This window comes from Enterococcus sp. FZMF, assembly GCF_030263915.1.
Lineage (GTDB): Bacteria > Bacillota > Bacilli > Lactobacillales > Enterococcaceae > Enterococcus_D > Enterococcus_D casseliflavus.
Window position 1 is genome coordinate 616,181 of sequence record NZ_CP127160.1, and the last position, 22,121, is coordinate 638,301.

The window sequence follows — 22,121 nt, forward strand, 5'->3', positions numbered from 1 at the left end:
TTATGAGAGAGAAGGAGGAGTTAATGTGTCTGAATTTCCACAGTTAGCATTAGAAAAACAAACTGGCCATAAAGCAGTCATCAAAACCAATCGTGGGGATGTAGTTGTACAATTGTTCCCAGAATTGGCACCAAAAACAGTGAAAAACTTCGTTGAATTAGCGAAAAAAGGGTATTACGATGGGATCATCTTCCACCGTGTCATTCCTGATTTTATGATTCAAGGCGGCGATCCAACTGGTACAGGGATGGGCGGCGAAAGCATTTATGGCGGCAGCTTTGAAGATGAATTTTCAAAAGAATTGTTCAATCTTCGTGGCGCTTTATCCATGGCAAACGCTGGTCCGAATACTAACGGCAGCCAGTTTTTCATCGTAAACAACCAAAATGTTCCTAGCAACATGTTAGGTCAATTAGAAGGTGCTGGTTATCCAGCTGAAATCATCGAAGCGTATCAAGCAGGTGGTACTCCTTGGTTAGATTTCCGTCACACAGTCTTTGGTCATGTGATCGAAGGAATGTCAGTCGTTGATGAAATCGCTGGCGTGCAACGGGGACCACAAGATCGTCCAGTGCATGATGTAGTGATCGAAACGATCGAAATCAGCGAATAAAACAAAAGAACCCAAAAGCAGTTTCAACGGTCATCCTCAAGGAGATCGTTGAAATGGCAGCTTTAGGGTTTTTTTCATAAGAAAGAGTTAACCGATCGGTTGGTCTTTAAACGCGGCGGCGATTTGATTGAGTGCTTTTTCTAATAGCTCTTTAGGACAGGCAAAGTTCAGCCGCATATGGTGACTGCCGCGAGGACCAAAGATACTTCCTTGATTCAATACGACATTGGCTTCTTTGATCAGTTTGCGCTGCAGCTGATTGTCCGTTAGGCCATAGGCAGAAAAATCCAGCCAGATCAAGTAAGTACCTTCGGGTTTTTGAAAGGTCACTGCTGGGAGTTGTTCAGTCAAAAAGTCGCAGACAAAGGTGCGATTTGCTTCTAAATAGGACAAAAGTTCTTCTAACCATGCTTCAGATTCACGATACGCTGCTTCAGTAGCGACCAAACCAAACGTATTGATTTCCCCTTGAACGTTGCGTTCTTGTGTTTTTGCAAATTGGCTGCGCAAGGTTTTGTCTTTGATGAAGACCATCGAATTTTTGATCCCAGCTAAATTAAAGGTCTTGGTTGCTGAGGTCAAGATGATCGAAAAATCGGCAAAGCTTGGCTCGACTGTTTGGAAAGAGACAAATTGATTTGGTGCAAAAACGATGTCTTGATGGATCTCATCACTGACAACGATCACCTGGTGCTTTTGACAAATACGGCCGATCGTCAGCAGTTCTTCTTTTGACCACACGCGACCGCCAGGATTATGAGGATTACATAGAAGAAACAATTTTACCTTCTTTTCGATGATGGTTTGTTCCATCGCCTCAAAATCGATGACAAAGTGGCCATCTTTTTCTAGTAACGGTTCTTGAATTAAGGTCCGCTGATTGTTTTTGACAACATGGGCAAAGGGATGGTAGACCGGATCGTGGATCAATACGGCATCTCCTTCTTGCGTATAACTTTGGATCGCCAGTGCAATACTAGGGACGACACCGCTATTAAAAAGGATCGCTTCTTTATTGATGGTATAACCATGACGTCTTTGCTGCCAATCGATGATGGATTCAAGCAGCGAATCAGGGATGGTGGAGTACCCATAGATCCCTTGGGCAACTGCTTTTTCTAAAGCTTTTTTCACAGGTTCTGGTGCCAGAAAATCCATGTCGGCTACCCAAAGCGGCAACAAGTTTTCTTCCTTATAGGTTTTTGCAATGGTATCCCATTTGACGCTATTGGTATTTAAGCGCGGATGAACTTTGTCAAAATTGATCATGCGTTTCCCTCCTATATTGTGCAACGTTGTTTCTGATGCTTCAAATCTACCACTAGTTCAAGTATAATGAAAGTGGAAAAGAGAGGAAAGACTATGAATTATCAAATCGGGAACATTATAGAAGGAACAGTCACTGGGATTCAACCCTATGGTGCATTTGTTTCGTTAGATAAGGAAACACAGGGATTGATCCATGTTTCAGAGATCCAATCTGGGTTTACCAAAAATATCCATGAAGTCTTACAGATCGGGCAAAAGATCCGTGTACAAATCATTGATATTGACGAATACAGCCAAAAGATCAGTTTGTCCCGCCGTACATTGGAAACGAGTTTTGTTCAGCCACCCTTTAAGCGTAAACGCTACTTTACAAATAAGAATAAGCGGATCGGTTTTCGTACGATTGGAGAAGCTTTACCAGTGTGGGTGAAAGAGGCCAAAGAAATGTTAGAAAAAGAAAACAGCAGCAGATAATCGTGCATATTTTCTGAAAATGTGCTAAAATTAGTTTACAAACAGATGAATAACTGAGGTGGGTATTTTGGGATCCAAAAAAGTAGCGGGTACAGTTATGATGCACTTAGCAAATGGTTCGAAACGATTTTTGATGCAAATACACGAAGGCACTGCGGAATTAGCGTCAACGGATTTTTCTGAAGATAAAACCGGCTTGGCTACGATCTTACAATTGTTTAAAGACCGTATCCACCTTGATGTGACAGCGATCGAACTCGTTGAGCTCACAAATGGCAATATTGATACGCAAAACATTCCTTTATTTGTTTTTGAAACACAAGAAGCAGGACAAACGCAACAGCTGCCAGAAGGGTATGCGTGGGAAGAGCCCAATATCTTTCGTAAGATCATCGAAGACTACGAGATTGAAGGCGTTCCGTTCTTTTAGCACCTGAATATTAGCGAAAAGACTGAAGACCGTTACGACGGTCTTTTTTTATTGAAAACTTTTTGTAAATAAAATGAAATATTTCCTTGACCTGAGTCAAGAAGAATGGTAAATTAGTCAACGTTGGCAATTGAGCCAGCGGGTCAAAACAACAGTTGAAAAAACTTCAAAAAAAGACTTGACCAAAAATGCAACAGATGATATTATAACGAAGTCGCAATAATAAAACAGTTAATCGATGTTGATACATCAACAAAATTAATTAAAAAAGTTGTTGACAAATAACAAATCATTTGTTATTCTAGTTAAGTCGCTGAGACAGCCGCTACGAAGTTGAAAAACAACGAGCGAAAAAAACTTTTTAAAAAAGAGTTGACAATCAGATGTCGCTCTGATATGATATAAAAGTTGCTAACACAGCACGGTAGACCTTTGAAAACTGAACAAAGCAAGCAAACGAACCAATGTGTAGGACGTTTCAATTTATTGAAACAAATACATGCAAGCAATAGCTAGCAAAGTTAATTTTTATGAGCTTAATGACCGTATGGTCATTCAAACAAATCATTATGAGAGTTTGATCCTGGCTCAGGACGAACGCTGGCGGCGTGCCTAATACATGCAAGTCGAACGCTTTTTCTTTCACCGGAGCTTGCTCCACCGAAAGAAAAAGAGTGGCGAACGGGTGAGTAACACGTGGGTAACCTGCCCATCAGAAGGGGATAACACTTGGAAACAGGTGCTAATACCGTATAACACTATTTTCCGCATGGAAGAAAGTTGAAAGGCGCTTTTGCGTCACTGATGGATGGACCCGCGGTGCATTAGCTAGTTGGTGAGGTAACGGCTCACCAAGGCAACGATGCATAGCCGACCTGAGAGGGTGATCGGCCACACTGGGACTGAGACACGGCCCAGACTCCTACGGGAGGCAGCAGTAGGGAATCTTCGGCAATGGACGAAAGTCTGACCGAGCAACGCCGCGTGAGTGAAGAAGGTTTTCGGATCGTAAAACTCTGTTGTTAGAGAAGAACAAGGATGAGAGTAAAATGTTCATCCCTTGACGGTATCTAACCAGAAAGCCACGGCTAACTACGTGCCAGCAGCCGCGGTAATACGTAGGTGGCAAGCGTTGTCCGGATTTATTGGGCGTAAAGCGAGCGCAGGCGGTTTCTTAAGTCTGATGTGAAAGCCCCCGGCTCAACCGGGGAGGGTCATTGGAAACTGGGAGACTTGAGTGCAGAAGAGGAGAGTGGAATTCCATGTGTAGCGGTGAAATGCGTAGATATATGGAGGAACACCAGTGGCGAAGGCGGCTCTCTGGTCTGTAACTGACGCTGAGGCTCGAAAGCGTGGGGAGCGAACAGGATTAGATACCCTGGTAGTCCACGCCGTAAACGATGAGTGCTAAGTGTTGGAGGGTTTCCGCCCTTCAGTGCTGCAGCAAACGCATTAAGCACTCCGCCTGGGGAGTACGACCGCAAGGTTGAAACTCAAAGGAATTGACGGGGGCCCGCACAAGCGGTGGAGCATGTGGTTTAATTCGAAGCAACGCGAAGAACCTTACCAGGTCTTGACATCCTTTGACCACTCTAGAGATAGAGCTTCCCCTTCGGGGGCAAAGTGACAGGTGGTGCATGGTTGTCGTCAGCTCGTGTCGTGAGATGTTGGGTTAAGTCCCGCAACGAGCGCAACCCTTATTGTTAGTTGCCATCATTTAGTTGGGCACTCTAGCGAGACTGCCGGTGACAAACCGGAGGAAGGTGGGGATGACGTCAAATCATCATGCCCCTTATGACCTGGGCTACACACGTGCTACAATGGGAAGTACAACGAGTTGCGAAGTCGCGAGGCTAAGCTAATCTCTTAAAGCTTCTCTCAGTTCGGATTGTAGGCTGCAACTCGCCTACATGAAGCCGGAATCGCTAGTAATCGCGGATCAGCACGCCGCGGTGAATACGTTCCCGGGCCTTGTACACACCGCCCGTCACACCACGAGAGTTTGTAACACCCGAAGTCGGTGAGGTAACCTTTTTGGAGCCAGCCGCCTAAGGTGGGATAGATGATTGGGGTGAAGTCGTAACAAGGTAGCCGTATCGGAAGGTGCGGCTGGATCACCTCCTTTCTAAGGAATATTTCGGAAGACTACACATCGTTTGCCTTTGTTCAGTTTTGAGAGGTTTACTCTCAAACAAAATTTGTTCATTGAAAACTGGATATCGAAGAAATAATCAAAACAAGTAACACACACCGAGTTGAAATGTTAAAAGAGTTTTTTAATAAGTTCAACGCTTATTTTCTTGAGCAACCTTCTATCGCTAGAAGAAGTACTCAAAACCGACCGTAAGGTCAAAGGTTAAGTGAATAAGGGCGCACGGTGGATGCCTTGGCACTAGGAGCCGATGAAGGACGGGACTAACACCGATATGCTTTGGGGAGCTGTAAGTAAGCTATGATCCAGAGATTTCCGAATGGGGGAACCCAGCATCTTTTATAGGATGTTACGTCTGCGTGAATACATAGCGCAGTCGAGGTAGACGCAGAGAACTGAAACATCTAAGTACCTGCAGGAAGAGAAAGAAAATTCGATTCCCTGAGTAGCGGCGAGCGAAACGGGAAAAGCCCAAACCAACAAGCTTGCTTGTTGGGGTTGTAGGACTCCGATATGGTAGTCTATTCAGATAGTCGAAATACTTGGAAAAGTATGTCAAAGAGGGTAAAAACCCCGTAGGCGAAATTTGGATAACACCTAGGAGGATCCTGAGTACGGCGGAACACGAGGAATTCCGTCGGAATCCGGGAGGACCATCTCCCAAGGCTAAATACTCCCTAGTGACCGATAGTGAACCAGTACCGTGAGGGAAAGGTGAAAAGCACCCCGGAAGGGGAGTGAAATAGATCCTGAAACCGTGTGCCTACAACAAGTTAGAGCCCGTTAATGGGTGATAGCGTGCCTTTTGTAGAATGAACCGGCGAGTTACGATAGCATGCGAGGTTAAGTTGAAGAGACGGAGCCGTAGCGAAAGCGAGTCTGAATAGGGCGAATGAGTATGTTGTCGTAGACCCGAAACCATGTGATCTACCCATGTCCAGGTTGAAGGTGCGGTAAAACGCACTGGAGGACCGAACCCACGTACGTTGAAAAGTGCGGGGATGAGGTGTGGGTAGCGGAGAAATTCCAAACGAACTTGGAGATAGCTGGTTCTCTCCGAAATAGCTTTAGGGCTAGCCTCGGAATTGAGAATGATGGAGGTAGAGCACTGTTTGGACTAGGGGCCCATCTCGGGTTACCGAATTCAGATAAACTCCGAATGCCATTCATTCATATCCGGGAGTCAGACTGTGAGTGATAAGATCCATAGTCGAAAGGGAAACAGCCCAGACCACCAGCTAAGGTCCCCAAATAACTATTAAGTGGAAAAGGATGTGGGGTTGCACAGACAACTAGGATGTTGGCTTAGAAGCAGCCACCATTTAAAGAGTGCGTAATAGCTCACTAGTCGAGTGACCCTGCGCCGAAAATGTACCGGGGCTAAATAGTTTACCGAAGCTGTGGAGTGCACCATGAGGTGCATTGGTAGGAGAGCGTTCTAAGGGCGTTGAAGGCAGATCGTGAGGACTGCTGGAGCGCTTAGAAGTGAGAATGCCGGTATGAGTAGCGAAAGACAGGTGAGAATCCTGTCCACCGAATGACTAAGGTTTCCTGGGGAAGGCTCGTCCGCCCAGGGTTAGTCGGGACCTAAGCCGAGGCCGACAGGCGTAGGCGATGGACAACAGGTTGATATTCCTGTACCCGTTGTTTTTGTTTGAGCAATGGAGGGACGCAGGAGGCTAAGAAGTGCAGACTGATGGATATGTCTGTTCAAGCAGTAAGTCTTGGTAGGAGTCAAATGCTTCTACCTATACGGACAAGCTGTGATGAGGAGGGAAATAATAGTACCGAAGCTTCTGATGTCACACTGCCAAGAAAAGCTTCTAGTGAGAAAACAACGGCCCGTACCGCAAACCGACACAGGTAGTCGAGGAGAGAATCCTAAGGTGAGCGAGAGAACTCTCGTTAAGGAACTCGGCAAAATGACCCCGTAACTTCGGGAGAAGGGGTGCTGCTCTAACGAGCAGCCGCAGTGAATAGGCCCAAGCGACTGTTTATCAAAAACACAGGTCTCTGCAAAATCGAAAGATGACGTATAGGGGCTGACGCCTGCCCGGTGCTGGAAGGTTAAGAGGAGTGCTTAGCGTAAGCGAAGGTACGAATTGAAGCCCCAGTAAACGGCGGCCGTAACTATAACGGTCCTAAGGTAGCGAAATTCCTTGTCGGGTAAGTTCCGACCCGCACGAAAGGCGTAACGATTTGGGCACTGTCTCAACGAGAGACTCGGTGAAATTTTAGTACCTGTGAAGATGCAGGTTACCCGCGACAGGACGGAAAGACCCCATGGAGCTTTACTGTAGTTTGATATTGAGTGTCTGTACCGCATGTACAGGATAGGTAGGAGCCGTAGAGATCGGGACGCCAGTTTCGATGGAGGCAATGGTGGGATACTACCCTTGCGTTATGGCCACTCTAACCCGCAGCCCTTATCGGGCTGGGAGACAGTGTCAGATGGGCAGTTTGACTGGGGCGGTCGCCTCCTAAAAGGTAACGGAGGCGCCCAAAGGTTCCCTCAGAATGGTTGGAAATCATTCGAAGAGTGTAAAGGCAGAAGGGAGCTTGACTGCGAGAGCTACAACTCGAGCAGGGACGAAAGTCGGGCTTAGTGATCCGGTGGTTCCGCATGGAAGGGCCATCGCTCAACGGATAAAAGCTACCCTGGGGATAACAGGCTTATCTCCCCCAAGAGTCCACATCGACGGGGAGGTTTGGCACCTCGATGTCGGCTCGTCGCATCCTGGGGCTGTAGTCGGTCCCAAGGGTTGGGCTGTTCGCCCATTAAAGCGGCACGCGAGCTGGGTTCAGAACGTCGTGAGACAGTTCGGTCCCTATCCGTCGCGGGCGTTGGAAATTTGAGAGGAGCTGTCCTTAGTACGAGAGGACCGGGATGGACTTACCGCTGGTGTACCAGTTGTCTCGCCAGAGGCATCGCTGGGTAGCTATGTAGGGAAGGGATAAACGCTGAAAGCATCTAAGTGTGAAGCCCACCTCAAGATGAGATTTCCCATTTCTTTAAGAAAGTAAGATCCCTGAGAGATGATCAGGTAGATAGGTCAGAAGTGGAAGGCCAGTGATGGTTGGAGCGGACTGATACTAATCGATCGAGGACTTAACCAAAAAGAAAAAACATGTAAACTCGTAGAGTTTTGATTCTTCGATCCAGTTTTGAGTGAGCAACACTTACTCAATTGAATAGTGTGGTGGCGATAGCAAGAAGGATACACCTGTAACCATGCCGAACACAGAAGTTAAGCTTCTTAGCGCCGATTGTAGTGAAGGGTTTCCCTTTGTGAGAGTAGGACGTCGCCACGCATTTCAATTTTTCCGGCATAGCTCAGTTGGTAGTAGCGCATGACTGTTAATCATGATGTCGTAGGTTCGAGTCCTACTGCCGGAGTTGCTTGATAGCATCTGCTATCTTTTTTTTTACATAAAATGACAAAAACAAAGACGTTGCCTTTGATGGGGCAGCGTCTTTTTTATTTAGATGAGATCAGAACGAAAAGGAAGAAGTGTTGCTTGTCCTGCTGTTTTTTTCTATACTATTAGAAAAGGAGACGATGGCGTGAGAAAGAAAGTACTTTTTGATTTAGATGGAACGATCATTGATTCGAGTGAAGGAATCTATGGATCGATTCAATATGCGATGGAAAAAATGGGAAAAGAGCAATTAGCGCAAGACGTACTGCGGAGCTTTGTGGGGCCGCCTTTGATTGAATCCTTCCGTGGCTTGGGCTTCGATGAAGCTGCTGCCCAGCAAGCAGTTGCCTTCTACCGGGAAAATTATCGTCAAGCGGGCATGTTTCAAGTCCAACCATATCCGTTGATCGAAGAAACATTGCAGGAGCTGGTGCAGGATCACGATTTGTATATCGCTACGTCGAAACCAGAAGTTTTTGCAAAAGAGATCCTGACCCATCTCAAGTATGATGGCTATTTCAAAGGAATCTATGGGGCGGATCTTGAGAATAAACGTGGGGAAAAAGCGGCCGTTATCCGCTACGCGCTAACTGAGATCGAAAAGGAGCAAAAAGTGCTGCAAACCATCATGATCGGCGACCGCGAGCATGATATTTTAGGGGCAAAAGAAAACCAGTTACCGGCAATCGGCGTTTTATATGGTTTTGGTTCAAAAGAAGAATTGCTTGATGCTGGTGCGATCGCTTTAGCCGCTGAGACACAAGAACTCTTAGCGTTGATTCCAGATTCATTATAGAGAAAAAGAGCTGACAAGCACCTTACAAGGCGTTTGTCAGCTCTTTAGTTACGCATTCGTTTGTTTCAACTGTGGAGAGGATTCCAATAAAAGATTGGTATCCAAATAGCCGCTTTCGTTTTTCAAAATCAAAGTTCCTGAAGTTGGGTGAACATCTAGAATCAGATGACCAGTCAAGAACATTTGATCATAGGTTGATGTAAAGAAAGTAAACTGATTGCTTGAGACTAACTCATTGTATGGGTCTAACGGTTCGTCGATCGGTGTGATCAAAAAACGTTCACCGATCATACAGCATCCAGCTGCTGAAGAAAATTGGTTCGATCCGTCATTACTCGTCAGAATATATAAGTCGTGTCCTTTTGGAAAGCGAGCAGCGGCAGTAGGGGTAATATGTAAGTCCATTTTGCATGATCTCCTTTTTGAAACGAGTGAGCAGCAAACTGTTTCGTTTCGATAATTGTTGATAAACCAAGTGTATCACTCCTCTTAGGGATGTGACAGCAACTTGCTTTTCAACAAACCAAGCTTAAAGTTTTAGCAAGAAAAAGGCGATAATACCGATTATCAGCAAGAAAAGCCCTAAGTACAAGAGCACAGTGACCGCAGCCTGGAAAAAAGAGCGCATTTCTTTCACCTCGAATCATTCTTCTCTTTATTTTACTGTATAATCACGGAGACAAGTAAGGAACTTCACAAATCTTAAAGGAAGTTTTAGGTCTCTTAAGAGTAGACCTTGTCCTTTTTTGTAACGCTTCCATTTTTTGTGGTAAAATAAAGAAAAGGAGGCGATTTGGATGTTACGTAATTGTCAAAATGTACTTGTTGCCTTGGATGGGTCGGATCAGTCAGAAAAAGCGTTCCAAGAAGCACTCGCGATTTGTCGTATGAACAAAGCCAAATTTTATGTCCTCTCTGTTATCAACAATGCTGAGTTATCCACAAGTGCCTATGCTTTTGCAAAAATTTTTGACCAAGAAAAATTGCGTGTGGAAACGGACATGTTGAAAAAAATCTATGATGCCAATCAGCATGGGGTAGAAGATGTTGAGGTAATCGTTGAAGTCGGCGATCCAAAACGCTTTATCATTCATGCAGCAACAGAATTGTACCCGATTGATTTGATCATTATCGGTGCAACTGGTAAAGGCACATTGACCCGAGCTGTCGTAGGCTCAACCACCGATTATGTCGTCAATCATTCGAAATGTACGGTGTTGGTCGTGAAGTAAAAATTTAAAATAAACGGAAACAGTATGTTATTTTTTAATTCAGCATAAGGCGTATCCTTTTAAAAAATTTAGTGTAGTTGAAAAAACCGCTCTCTTAGCTTTAGGAGAGTGGGTTTTTTGTGGTAAAAAAGATGTGTCTAAAATTGAGCTGTTAGCACCGATTGGAAAACCCGTTTTGTTCGTTTTGCAAGAAAAAATTTATTTAAATTTATAAAAATTGACTATTAGAAGAGATAGTTTGTTACACTTTTAATAAGCAAAGGCTGTAGGAAAAGTATTTGAGAGAGGGGCTGATAATTTACTGAGTTCCACGATTCAGCTGGTTGCAAATGTCTATCATTGAAAAGGAGAATGAAATGAAGCGTGTTGCAGAAAACTATTTGGTTGTTTTTTCGATTCTTTTGCTGATTATATGGCTAGGCTTGATCCAAGTGAAAGAATATTCGCAAGAAGCAGCCCTGGCGATCATTTACTTTATTAATCTATATACGCTCTTGTTTAAATTTAAAGATGCAGCGAAAATGATGAAAGCAGTTGTATCGGTCCTACTATTGGGTTTTACGATCTTATTTCTCTTGTATATCGCAGGGAATTAAGGGCGTACGAATGATTAAGTTCAGAAATTATCGCTATATTTTGGGAATTAGATGCACAAAAAAAAGACAACGTCCGACAAACGTTGTCCTACCAAAGCCACTTGACGGGCTTGAACCGTCGACCTCATCCTTACCATGGATGCGCTCTACCAACTGAGCTAAAGCGGCGTGTTATTTAACACAAGATATAGAATACCGTAAAGGCGCTGCTTTGTCAATGAGATTTTCGGATATTTCTTGAGAAAAACACTTTGCGGGAAGGGAAATTTCAAAAAGGGGATTTTCTTGAAAAAAAGGAACAAAAAATTGATTTTTGCTCTTGCTAAATTATCTGACTATTTGGTATAGTACAGATAGATTCTTCCGGCATAGCTCAGTTGGTAGTAGCGCATGACTGTTAATCATGATGTCGTAGGTTCGAGTCCTACTGCCGGAGTATCAAAAACGACCTTCGTTTCGGAAGGTCGTTTTTTTGGTTGTGAATAGTCTGGGGATAATGGGTTCCCCAGTTTTTTCTCCAGAAAACTCACTCCGCTGAGGAAACCTTCTGTACTAGTTCCTCGTATAAATCCGTCGTTTCGGCGGCTTTTTTATTTGTGTAAAAAACGGTTGGGCCATCTTTGGTGGTGACTTTTAAAATAGGTGTCGAGTTTATGTCCACGAACATTCTGGCAGGATCACCAGCAACGGTAAATTTACCGATTTGGTAACTGGCGGTTCCTACACCCATGGTACGAACACGAGGCGATGGCAAAGCTTCGATCAATTCCACCGTCTCTATATCTGCCAAAGAGACCGTTGTTTTCCCAGTCATTGGTGCATCGAAGGTGACTTCTTGTCCTTGCACTTCACCGGTGATCGCATCAGGAGCGAAATCTAAGCGATACATCGGAATGATGGTACCGACCATTAATACAAGTAAGAAGACAGCGGTGATACCTGAGACGATTTGTCCGCTACGTTTGCCTAGATTGATGCCGATATTCATCCCGACACGGTCAGGAACGAACAGTCGCGCATCATTAGGATTGATGTAAAAACCATATCGCCAGTAAGCATCTTCACCATAATAGCGCGGTTGTCCTGCTGGTTCTAAGAGCTGATCTTGTTTTTTACGCAGATCTAGCAACAAGAAGAAGGTAAAGACGATCAAGAAAACAACCAAAACAACAAAGAGCACTAAGAGGATAGTACTGAATGCTCCAGTAGCGGACATGGATGCCAGCGGGACAGTCAACAAGAGCAGCGTAATGGTACAAGTGACAGCGATCAATAAGGACCAATAGCGCTTTGTTAAATCATTGATGTGCTGGTCGATAGCTGAATCACCGCTGGTCCCGCGAACGGGTAAGCGGCTGATGATCACCCAGAGATAGACGAACAGCGCAAAAGTTGCTAAGGAGACGCCGCCCATCAAGTATCCTGTAGAAAGATCAGGCAACTGCCATGCTTGGTACAAACTGATCATCAACAAAATCCCCGCAGGAACGAGGCTATACCACGGCAGCATCCGTTTATTTTTGGCTTGAACGAGTTTGGTATCGATCCGAATCGGATCGATAGGTAGTTCCCATCCATTGGTAAGGATCAATTGCCGCATTTTCCCGATGTAATGCACTTGCACCAGGTAAGCTGTCCCCAGCAAAGCGGCCATATAAAGCCAGAACAGGGTAAGGATGATGGAGTCAGATAAATTGAACAAAAAAAGGAGACTTGCTACACTAAATGTACCAACGATTTGTAAGATACGCTTGCGAAATTCTGTGATCAAGCTGTGGACGCTAGGATCATCCAGATGCTCAGGGGCAAGGGTATTTTCGAGTAAAACATTTTTGTGGGGTTTACTGATCAAGCGTAAACCAAATGCGGTCGTCCCACAGAGGACAAGAGCAATAATGAAAAAAAGATAGGTCATTTGCATTCATTCCTTTCAGGAAATTGGTCCAGCAGTTGTTGAACATCCGTTAAAAGCGCTTGCTTGCTTTTGCCGTGTAAGAGAGCGGTTGCTAGCTGCAGCTGCAAGTTTTGGCGATACTCCGCTTCTTGTCCAGAAGTAAACGGTGGTGGCGCGGCAACGGCGGTTCCTTTGCGGCGATCCGTGACCAACAAGCCTTCTTCTTTGAGGGAATTGTAGGCTTTTGAGATCGTCATGGTATTGATGCCGATCTCTTCGGCTAATTGACGGACGGATGGTAGCAATTCGCCAGCGGATAAATCGCCCTTTGCGATACCGACAATGATCTGTTCCCGCAACTGCTGGTAGATCGGTTGGTTGCTTTGGGTTTGAATATCAAATATCATCGAAGACAGCTCCTTTGTATTATATATATTAATACAAAGTATACAAAATAGCAACTGGTAATCAAATGAACAAGAATCGTTAGAAAAAAGTAAATAGCTTGTTACAGTTCTGTTTCATGGATCAGGTATCCTTTGACAGATACAACTTAGAGGAGGAACTTTTTATGAGCCAATCGCAAAGAACGGCTTACTTTGATAATGCAAAATTTTTACTGATGATCTTGGTCGTCTTCAGTCACTTACTACAGCCTTTTATCGGCGATCAGAAGTTTTATCATGACCTATATTATTTTATCTTCACTTTCCATATGCCAGCTTTTGTTTTTCTGGCTGGGTACTTTGCCAAACCGTTGACGAAGGGACACAAGCTTCGTGAGCTGATGAAAAAGTTCTTGCTGCCTTATGTCTTCTTTCAGGTGTTTTACACCGTCTATTACTGGTTGATCGGTCTACGGGAGTCGTTAAAAATCCAACTGTTGAATCCGCAATGGGCACTTTGGTTTTTGCTTAGCATGTTCTTTTGGCAGCTCTCCTTGCTAGTCTTTCAAAAAATGTCCAAAAAGCAGGCGATCTTGCTGAGTATCGGCTTGAGTATCTTCGCTGGCTACGTGCCATTTTTAAATCAAGTGTTGACCTTGCAGCGGACCTTTGTCTTTTTGCCGTTTTTCATCATCGGGTTTTATTTTCCCAAAAATGAGATGCGCTTTTTATTGAAACCAAAGATTCGGACTATCAGTTTGCTTTTCTTACCGATCATCTACACCTTTATCGCGTTTTTTCATGGGATGAACAAGTACATGGTTTTTGGTTCCAAGCCTTATGACGATTACTTGAGCTATCCGTTGTTCGGCGGTCCCTTGCGTGCGGTCTTTTTCGTGATCGGGCTGATGGGGATCATCGGCTTTCTGAGCCTCGTGCCTAGAGAGCACCTCTTTTTTACGAAGTGGGGCAAAAACACCCTGCTGGTCTATCTTTTACAGGGGATCTTCATCAAGGGCTTGCGGGCATTAGCGATCACCGACTTGAACCTGTCGGTATTAGGCTTTGTGACGTTGGTGTTAGCCAGTGTTTTACTGACGATCTTGCTAGCTAGTCGTCCGATCCGCTTCCTTTATGCACGATTTGAACGAGGACTATCCTTTGTTTTACTTGGCTTTTTGCTTTTGATGCTAACTCTTTAAATCCTTGATACGAGCAACCGCTCTTAGAAAGATGATCCTTTCATTTTTCTAGGAGCGGTTGTTATTTGAGAGGCAGAGGCGTAAAATGGAAGGAACGGAAAGTGAAAGGATGAAGAAATATGTCAGAAATTTCAAAAAAGACCACCGCTGTCTTTGCGCAAGCGTATCAAGACAATAATAAACAAACGGCACTGCAACGGAGTGTTGTGAAAAATGGGATCACCGCTTCTGCGGAAAACGTGTCAGCAAAAGTCAACAATGTGCCAGTTTTTTCAGTTGATGTGACAACCGGGAAAGTCTCAAACCAAAAACAATCAGGCCGCTGCTGGATGTTTGCCGCATTGAATACATTCCGTCATAAGATGCTGAATGATTTCAATTTAAAAGAATTTGAATTGTCGCAAAACCATACCTTCTTTTGGGACAAATACGAAAAAGCCAACTATTTCTATGAAAATATTTTAGCAACTGCTAACGAGCCTTTAACAAGTCGCAAAGTTGCTTTCTTATTGCAAACACCACAACAAGATGGTGGGCAATGGGACATGATCGTTTCGATTTTCCAAAAATATGGTGTCGTACCAAAAACGGTCATGCCAGAAAGCAGCAACTCTTCCAATTCTCGTGACCTAAACAATTACTTGAACAAAAAACTGCGTAAAGATGCGGTTGCTTTGCGTCAGCTAGTGGCTGAAGGCAAAACAGCTGAAGACATCCAAACAGCCAAAGAAGCGATGTTGGAAGACATTTATCGTTTCTTAGCGACTTCTTTAGGCACACCGCCAGAAACCTTTGATTTTGAATACCGTGATGAAGACAAAAACTATCACATTGATCGCAACTTAACACCGCAAAGCTTTTATGAAAAATATGTCGGGGTGGACCTTGACGATTATGTCAGCATCATCAACGCACCAACTGCCGACAAGCCTTACAATCAATCGTATACCGTAGAAATGCTAGGCAACGTGGTTGGCGGCAAAGAAGTCAAATACTTGAACGTCGATATGCCGACCTTCAAAAAATTAGCGATCGCTCAATTGGAACAAGGGGAGTCCGTGTGGTTCGGTTGTGATGTCGGTCAATCTTCTACCAGAGATACTGGGATCATGGCATTAGATGCGTATGATATCAACGACCTATTTGACATCGACTTTACGATGACCAAAGCAGAACGCTTAGATTTTGGCGAAAGCTTAATGACCCACGCGATGGTCTTGACTGGCGTTGACTTGATCGACGGCGAATCAACCAAATGGAAAGTCGAAAACAGCTGGGGTGAAAAAGTCGGAACGAATGGCTTCTTCGTTATGAGCGATGCGTGGATGGATGAATACACCTATCAAATCGTGGTTCGCAAAGAGTTCCTGACAGCAGAACAATTGGCTGCCTTTGAAGCAGAACCAACAGTCTTAGCACCTTGGGACCCAATGGGTGCTTTAGCGTAAGACAGCAATTTCTAATGATTGCCTGAATATTCTCTGAAATTTTTCAAAAGTCGAAATGAAAAAATAACGAACCAGTTGCCGCAATCCAACCGTTAGGAAAGTAGAAATCCTAACAGTGTGGGGTTGCGGCAACGGTTCTTTTTTTATTTTCTGACAAAAAAGCGGTACCACCCCAGAAAAGTGGGAACTTATTTATTGTAAGATGAAGCAAACTTCTTTAAAATGGAATAGTCACTAATGATGCCACACGTCTCATTAGAGTGAACTGTTGAAGAATGGTCACTGGGAACCTTTACTTCCTCTGACAGACTTTGTCATGTTTATTGAACAAAAGGAGGATTCAAATGACAAATCTGTTAACTATTATTGTTGTTCTACTTTTTGCTGCCCTTATTTATGGGTTCTACTTATTGCAAAAACGTCACATGAAGTTTTCTACGCGGGTCTTTGCGGCGTTGTTCGTCGGGATCGTTTTTGGTGGCGTGTTGCAGCTGATTTTTGGGACAGGCTCTGACGTTGTCACGCAAGCTCTTGACTGGATCACGATGGTCGGTAGCGGCTATGTAGCTCTCTTGCAAATGCTGATCATGCCCTTGATCTTCGTTTCGATCGTTGGTGCTTTCACCAAGATGAAAGAAAGCGAAAAAATCAAGAAGATCAGTTTTACGGTTCTTGCGACTTTGCTAGGGACAACGGCGATCGCTGCCTTGATCGGGATCGTGATGGTCATGGTCTTTGGTCTTGACGGTGCCAGCTTTACCGAAGGGGCAACGGAAACAGCGCGGATCGCAGAATTAGCGGAACGTTCGACACAAGTCCAAGACCTATCGATCCCACAACAAATCGTTTCCTTCATCCCAAGCAATGTCTTCGCCGACTTTGCGGGTACTCGTTCGACAAGTACGATCGGGGTCGTGATTTTCTCAGCCTTTGTTGGGATCGCCTTTCTTGGTGTCAAACGTAAATCACCGAAAGAAGCGGAAACTTTTGCGAATTTGATGGACAGCTTATATAAAATCGTGATGCGTATCGTCACGTTAGTTTTGCGCCTGACACCTTATGGCGTTTTGGCATTGATGACAAACGTATTAGCTTCAAGTGATTTTGAAGCCATCTTGAACTTAGGCAAATTTATCATCGCCTCTTATGCGGCTTTGATTTTGGTCTTACTCGTTCATTCATTATTGCTGATCGCTGTACGGGTCAATCCAGTAACGTATTTCAAAAAGGCCTTTCCAGTCTTGAGCTTTGCCTTTACTTCTCGTTCAAGTGCTGGTGCCTTGCCATTGAACATCGAAACCCAAACCAAAGCGTTAGGTGTTGATGAAGCCACGGCTAACTTTGCAGGCAGCTTTGGGTTATCGATTGGTCAAAACGGCTGTGCGGGCGTGTATCCAGCGATGTTGGCAACGATCGTTGCACCAACGGTTGGAATCAATGTCTTTGATTGGCAGTTTATCCTGCTGCTAGTTGCAGTAGTTACGATCAGCTCATTCGGCGTTGCTGGTGTCGGCGGTGGGGCAACCTTTGCTTCATTGATCGTCTTAGGCTCAATGAACTTGCCGATCGCCATCGTAGGCTTAGTTATTTCTGTTGAACCATTGATCGATATGGCACGGACACTCGTTAATGTCAGCGACAGTATGGTTGCAGGAATGGTGACCAGCAGTCGTATCAACGAACTGGATCGTTCGATCTTAGATGATTCTGCCGCCGTGATCGAAGCCGAATAGAAACATTTTGTAACAAGCGAAAGCAAAGAAAGACTGCGTGTGGTCTTTCTTTTTTTTGTCCGTTAAAGCTCAGCTCATAGAAAAATCTAGGTTTCAGTGCCCTTAATAGCGAAGTTTCTGCTATACTTTTAACTAGAACATCGCGGGAGGGATAAGCAATGACACAATTGATTCAACTAGAACGAGCAGCAAACGTCAGAGAACTTGGCGGCTATCAAACGACAAACGGCACGACGATCAAACGAAAAAAATTGATCCGCAGTGCAGCGATCAATGAATTGACTGCTTCAGATCAAGCAGTACTGGCAAACTATGGGGTCAATCAGGTCATTGATTTTCGCTCCATCGCTGAAGCCAATGCACAACCTGATCGACCGATCGCTACAGCAAAGCAGCTTTTTTTACCTATCTTTAAAGAAGACGAAACGATGGTTTCCTTGTCGCCAGAAAGCTTGAAGCAGCGCTTGGAAGATGGGGAAGATGCCGAAGAGCAGATGAAAAAAGTCTACCGTCACTTTGTTGAAAGCGACTATGCCCGCCAACAATATCGGCAGTTCTTTGATCATGTGATCGCCAATGCGGAAGGCGAAGGTGCAACCTTGTTCCACTGTACCGCTGGCAAAGATCGCACAGGCTTTGGCGCCTTTTTATTGCTGCATGTGTTGGCGGTGGCACCAACGACGATCAAAGAAGATTATTTAGCGACCAATCGCTATTTAGCGCCAATGCTAAAAGAAAAATTTGCCCCAATGACCCAGCATTTGCCGCAAGAGCTGTTAACGGCGATCACGGTTTTGATGAGTGCCAAAGAGAGTTTTCTTGATGAAAGCTTGGCTGCGATCGATCAGTATCTCCTGCAGGGACTAGGGGTGACGAAAGAAGAGCAAGCGTATTTGAATGCCCAACTGACTGAGTAAAGAAAGGGAGATCCGTATGGAGGAAGCATTGTTCGCAGCAATCGGGATGACCGGCTCGCTGACGCCCATCAGTGGTGGGGATGTCAATCAAACGTATCGTTTCACTACAGCAGAAAATCGCTATTTTTTAAAAACTCATCCTCATGTTTCATCGGTGTTCTTTCAAGCAGAGATCAACGGCTTAGCTGAATTAGCCCCTTTCGTGCGGGTGCCAAAAATCGAACGTCTCGGTCAGACTGAAGAGAGGGCATTTTTATTGATGGAATGGATCGATGGTGGGGAAGGACAGCAGCGACGCTTAGGTCAAAGCTTGGCTCGGCTTCATCAGCAGACGCAGGAGTCTTTTGGGTTTTACGAAGACAATTACATCGGCTTTTTGCCGCAAGTCAATCCGAAAACCACCGATTGGCTTGATTTTTACACAGTCTGCCGTTTGGATGTGCAAGTCGAATTAGCGAAGCTGGGTAACCGCTGGCATGCCAAACGGGAAGCTGCTTATCTGCGTTTGAAAGAATTTTTGCATGAGAATTGGCGTGATCGCAGCGTCACACCTGCTTTATTACACGGTGATTTTTGGCGGGGGAATGTGCTGTTCGATCAGCAAGGAGAACCAGTGTTTCTTGATCCAGCAGTCGCTTATGGGGATCGAGAAATGGATATTGCGATGTCCCAGCTCTTCGGTGGTTTTCGTCAGGAATTTTTGGAAGGCTATCAAGAAGTCTATCCATTAGATGAGGATTGGCAAGAGCGACTGCCAGTGTATCAATTGTATTATTTATTGGTCCATTTGAATCAGTTTGGCGAAAGCTATGGACCAAGTGTCGATGAAATATTGAGTCGTTTTTAGGAGGCAATTAGAACTATGGCAGCAAAGTATCAAACCAAGCATGAAGTGGCGTATTATGAATGTGATGTCAACCAAACGATGACGTTTCCAGCCATGCTAGGCATCGCCATCAAGACATCAGAAGAACAAAGTGCGGCGTTAAACCGCGGACCAGAAGTCATCGCTAGTTATGGCTTGACCTGGATCATTACCAGCTATCACATAACGGTGACTCGTTTGCCGCGCGTAGGGGAGCAGATTCAAGTGGCGACCCAGGCGAGAGAATACAATAAATTTTTCTGCTACCGTTACTTTTGGTTATTGGCAGAAGATGGAACGGAACTGGTCAAAATCGAGGCGGTTTTTGCGTTGATGGATCCGAAGACGCGCAAAGTCAGCAGTGTACCAGATGAGATCGTGGCGCCTTTTGGCAGTGAAAAAATCAAGCGAATCAAACGCTATCCGAAGATCACCCCTATCACGCAAGGACAATTTTTGCCTTATCGGGTGCGTTTCTACGATATTGATAGCAATCAGCATGTCAACAATGCCATGTATTTCAATTGGTTGATGGACGTCTTAGGCTATGAGTTTTTAACAAAACATGAAGTGACACAAGTGACGATCCGTTTTGATCGGGAAGTGGCTTACGGCCATTTGATCGAAAGCCATTTTCAAATCAATGAGAAGACAGTCGATGAAGCCAGCGAGGCTGTGCCGCTGCAAACGATCCACGAGATCAAGATCGGTGAGGATACTTACTGCGAAGCCATCTTTACTTGGCGAGAAAAATAAAACAACCCTTTTGCCTCCATTAGCGGAATGGCAAAAGGGTTTTTGTTTGGTTAATTCTCCATGAAATCAGGCAGTTCATCCATGGTCAACCCACGGTTTTTCGCTATCAGCAATTTGATGCGGGCTTTTTGGCTATTGATGCTATTGCAGAAAATCACCCCAAGAGCCTGCAATTCGATCCCGCCGCCTAAGTAGTCATAGACCGGCTCGGCAACTCCGTTGAAGCAGCGAGAAACTAAGACGACTGGAATGTTTCTAGCGATCAGTTTTTTCAAAGGCTCTATGGTTTGCGGCGGCAGATTGCCAGCGCCTAAAGCTTCGATCACTAGTCCATCGATCAGCGAGTCGGCTAAAGCATCGAACAATTCCCCAGTCATTCCCGCATAGGCTTTGACGATCGGAAACAGACCATCGACACGATCAACATCCAAATGGCGGTTATTTAACAGCTCTTGCATGAACAAGATACGGTGCTTTGTGACTAAGCCGATCGGACCTAATGTCGGGGTGCGGAACGTCGCAATATTGGTGGTGTGGGTCTTCGTAACATAACGTGCGGAATGGATCTCATCGTTCATCACGACTAAGACGCCTTTTCCTAAGGCATCAGGTGATTTCGCTACCCGAATCGCACTTTCAAAGTTATAAAGCCCGTCACTGCCGATTTCATTACTTGAGCGCATGGCGCCAGTCACCACGATCGGTAACTGACCGCCGATTGTGGTATCTAAAAAGAAGGCTGTTTCTTCCAGCGTATCGGTTCCGTGAGTGATCACGACCCCATCGACACCGCTTAAATGCGCCAGCTGGATACGTTCTTTCAACTGCAGCATTTCTTTTGGGGTCATATGAGGACTGGGAATATTAAAAATGTCTTCGACGATCAATTCAACATCGTCGTCAATGTGGATCGGTGCATCCATCAGCGGATTGCTGACATCAGGGCTGACGCCGCCTGTCAGGGTGTCTTCTTTCATGGCGATGGTGCCGCCAGTGTGCAACACGAGAATTCGTTTCATTTTTTCATCACCTGCAATGATTTATTTACTCTTAACTCAAAACTATTGTATACTATTAAAATAAGAAAACAAGGAGCGATGGGAAAAAATGATTCGAATTGGTTGTACCACATTTAGTGAACATGGCAGTCTCGTGCAAAGAAAAAACTCGAAATTATTTGAGTATGCCCGTTATTTTCCGTTAGTTGAGCTGGATACCACCTATCATTTTTTGCCAAAAGAAAAAGACGTGCGCAACTGGTTGACCCAGATTCCCGAAAATTTCCGCTTTGTGTTGAAAGTCCATCAAAGTGTGACCACCCAAGGAAATTTGCCAGATCAGTTGACCATGACCGAAGCGCTGCAGCTTTATAAAGAAGCGATCGCGCCAATGGTAGAAGCAGGCAAACTCTTTTGCCTATTGGCGCAGTTTCCCAACAGCTTTAAATGTACGAAAGAAAATGTCGCCTATTTAGACCAAGTGCGAGAATGGTTTGCGGGCTACCCAGTGGCGATCGAGCTGAGAGACAGCAGCTGGTATCAGCCGAAACTGTATCCGGGAATGATCGATTATATGAAGCGAAAGCAGTTTTCCTTAGTAGTTGTTGATCAGCCGAAAAAGCTATCGACTACCATTCCCCTTGATCCAACCGTGACCAATCCCGCGTTTGTCTTGTGCCGTTTTCATGGACGCAACGACAGCGGCTGGACAGCGACAGGACCAGATGCCAAAAATCTGCGGACCTTGTATCGCTATGACCAAGCCGAACTAACGGAGTTAAAACAAGCGGTCCAAGCCATCGAAGCCAATGCCAAAGAAGTCGCAGTGGTCTTCAATAATAATGCCGGTCGTGATGCCGCTGACAATGCCCGCGCATTGATCGATGCGCTGCAGATCGATTACGAAGCATTAAATCCTAATCAGTTGAAATTATTTTGA

18 protein-coding genes, 3 tRNA genes and 3 rRNA genes are annotated in these 22,121 nt (G+C 44.9%); 18 read left to right on the plus strand and 6 right to left on the minus strand.

Translation table 11 applies throughout. The features are described 5' to 3' along the window. The first annotated feature begins 25 nt into the window (after positions 1-25). A complete protein-coding gene (locus QN079_RS02950) occupies positions 26-613 on the plus strand; it encodes a peptidylprolyl isomerase (RefSeq protein WP_005227659.1) in 588 nt (195 codons plus the stop codon). A gap of 87 nt (positions 614-700) precedes the next feature. On the opposite strand, the gene QN079_RS02955 is transcribed toward QN079_RS02950, so the two are convergent. After that, on the minus strand, positions 701-1,882 hold the full coding sequence (locus QN079_RS02955; RefSeq protein ID WP_074934537.1) for a MalY/PatB family protein: 1,182 nt from the start codon (positions 1,880-1,882) through the stop codon (positions 701-703). A 93-nt stretch (positions 1,883-1,975) separates the two neighbouring features. Here QN079_RS02955 and QN079_RS02960 point away from each other — a divergent pair, with 93 nt between their 5' ends. From QN079_RS02960 to QN079_RS02990, 7 genes are all read left to right on the plus strand, one after another. Then, the gene (locus tag QN079_RS02960) at positions 1,976-2,356 is read left to right on the plus strand and encodes a CvfD/Ygs/GSP13 family RNA-binding post-transcriptional regulator (protein ID WP_005227662.1); all 381 of its coding nucleotides are present in this window, start codon (positions 1,976-1,978) and stop codon (positions 2,354-2,356) included. Positions 2,357-2,423: 67 nt separating this feature from the next. Beyond that, a complete protein-coding gene (locus QN079_RS02965; RefSeq protein WP_005227664.1) occupies positions 2,424-2,786 on the plus strand; it encodes a hypothetical protein in 363 nt (120 codons plus the stop codon). A 565-nt stretch (positions 2,787-3,351) separates the two neighbouring features. Continuing rightward, positions 3,352-4,911 (plus strand): 16S ribosomal RNA (locus tag QN079_RS02970). Positions 4,912-5,140: 229 nt separating this feature from the next. Continuing rightward, positions 5,141-8,055, plus strand: a 23S ribosomal RNA gene (locus QN079_RS02975). A gap of 79 nt (positions 8,056-8,134) precedes the next feature. Beyond that, positions 8,135-8,250: ribosomal RNA gene (gene rrf / locus QN079_RS02980) — 5S ribosomal RNA — on the plus strand. Together the 16S, 23S and 5S rRNA genes with 1 tRNA gene alongside form the textbook arrangement of a ribosomal RNA operon. An 11-nt stretch (positions 8,251-8,261) precedes the next feature. After that, positions 8,262-8,335, plus strand: a tRNA-Asn gene (locus QN079_RS02985). Positions 8,336-8,503: 168 nt separating this feature from the next. After that, complete coding sequence (locus tag QN079_RS02990) at positions 8,504-9,154, plus strand: HAD hydrolase-like protein (RefSeq protein ID WP_118214637.1); 651 nt, start codon at positions 8,504-8,506, stop codon at positions 9,152-9,154. Positions 9,155-9,202: 48 nt separating this feature from the next. On the opposite strand, the gene QN079_RS02995 is transcribed toward QN079_RS02990, so the two are convergent. After that, a complete protein-coding gene (locus QN079_RS02995; RefSeq protein ID WP_005225129.1) occupies positions 9,203-9,559 on the minus strand; it encodes an iron-sulfur cluster biosynthesis family protein in 357 nt (118 codons plus the stop codon). Between the two features lie 392 nt (positions 9,560-9,951). On the opposite strand from QN079_RS02995, the gene QN079_RS03000 reads away from it, so the two are divergent. Next, entirely contained in the window at positions 9,952-10,386 is a 435-nt protein-coding gene (locus tag QN079_RS03000; RefSeq protein ID WP_118214638.1) for a universal stress protein, read from the plus strand. Between the two features lie 356 nt (positions 10,387-10,742). Next, positions 10,743-10,982, plus strand: a complete 240-nt coding sequence (locus QN079_RS03005; RefSeq protein WP_182454425.1) for a hypothetical protein — start codon at positions 10,743-10,745, stop codon at positions 10,980-10,982. A 95-nt stretch (positions 10,983-11,077) separates the two neighbouring features. On the opposite strand, the gene QN079_RS03010 is transcribed toward QN079_RS03005, so the two are convergent. Then, a tRNA-Thr gene (locus QN079_RS03010) sits at positions 11,078-11,150 on the minus strand. Between the two features lie 194 nt (positions 11,151-11,344). On the opposite strand from QN079_RS03010, the gene QN079_RS03015 reads away from it, so the two are divergent. Then, positions 11,345-11,418: transfer RNA gene (locus QN079_RS03015), tRNA-Asn, on the plus strand. A 90-nt stretch (positions 11,419-11,508) separates the two neighbouring features. Here the strand turns inward: QN079_RS03015 and QN079_RS03020 are convergent. Together QN079_RS03020 and QN079_RS03025 are read right to left on the minus strand one after the other, a co-directional pair. Next, positions 11,509-12,897: a hypothetical protein gene (locus QN079_RS03020; RefSeq protein WP_182454427.1), complete on the minus strand. Its 1,389-nt coding sequence runs from the start codon at positions 12,895-12,897 to the stop codon at positions 11,509-11,511. After that, entirely contained in the window at positions 12,894-13,283 is a 390-nt protein-coding gene (locus QN079_RS03025; protein ID WP_005225133.1) for a GntR family transcriptional regulator, read from the minus strand. Before QN079_RS03025 ends, QN079_RS03020 begins: the two co-directional genes overlap by 4 nt. Positions 13,284-13,447: 164 nt before the next feature. Here QN079_RS03025 and QN079_RS03030 point away from each other — a divergent pair, with 164 nt between their 5' ends. From QN079_RS03030 to QN079_RS03055, 6 genes are all read left to right on the plus strand, one after another. Continuing rightward, positions 13,448-14,464, plus strand: a complete 1,017-nt coding sequence (locus QN079_RS03030) for an acyltransferase family protein (protein ID WP_086339168.1) — start codon at positions 13,448-13,450, stop codon at positions 14,462-14,464. 119 nt (positions 14,465-14,583) lie between these two features. Next, entirely contained in the window at positions 14,584-15,912 is a 1,329-nt protein-coding gene (locus QN079_RS03035; protein WP_118214641.1) for a C1 family peptidase, read from the plus strand. A gap of 344 nt (positions 15,913-16,256) precedes the next feature. Beyond that, positions 16,257-17,645, plus strand: a complete 1,389-nt coding sequence (locus QN079_RS03040) for an L-cystine transporter (RefSeq protein ID WP_118214642.1) — start codon at positions 16,257-16,259, stop codon at positions 17,643-17,645. A 158-nt stretch (positions 17,646-17,803) separates the two neighbouring features. Next, the gene (locus tag QN079_RS03045; RefSeq protein ID WP_289230374.1) at positions 17,804-18,562 is read left to right on the plus strand and encodes a tyrosine-protein phosphatase; all 759 of its coding nucleotides are present in this window, start codon (positions 17,804-17,806) and stop codon (positions 18,560-18,562) included. A gap of 16 nt (positions 18,563-18,578) precedes the next feature. After that, the gene (locus QN079_RS03050) at positions 18,579-19,409 is read left to right on the plus strand and encodes a fructosamine kinase family protein (RefSeq protein ID WP_074934642.1); all 831 of its coding nucleotides are present in this window, start codon (positions 18,579-18,581) and stop codon (positions 19,407-19,409) included. A 15-nt stretch (positions 19,410-19,424) separates the two neighbouring features. Then, positions 19,425-20,183, plus strand: a complete 759-nt coding sequence (locus QN079_RS03055; protein WP_118214643.1) for an acyl-ACP thioesterase domain-containing protein — start codon at positions 19,425-19,427, stop codon at positions 20,181-20,183. Between the two features lie 50 nt (positions 20,184-20,233). Here QN079_RS03055 and QN079_RS03060 read toward each other — a convergent pair whose 3' ends face one another. After that, on the minus strand, positions 20,234-21,202 hold the full coding sequence (locus tag QN079_RS03060; RefSeq protein ID WP_005225140.1) for an asparaginase: 969 nt from the start codon (positions 21,200-21,202) through the stop codon (positions 20,234-20,236). Positions 21,203-21,290: 88 nt separating this feature from the next. Between QN079_RS03060 and QN079_RS03065 the strand changes: the two genes are divergently transcribed. Then, a complete protein-coding gene (locus QN079_RS03065) occupies positions 21,291-22,121 on the plus strand; it encodes a DUF72 domain-containing protein (protein ID WP_121259948.1) in 831 nt (276 codons plus the stop codon).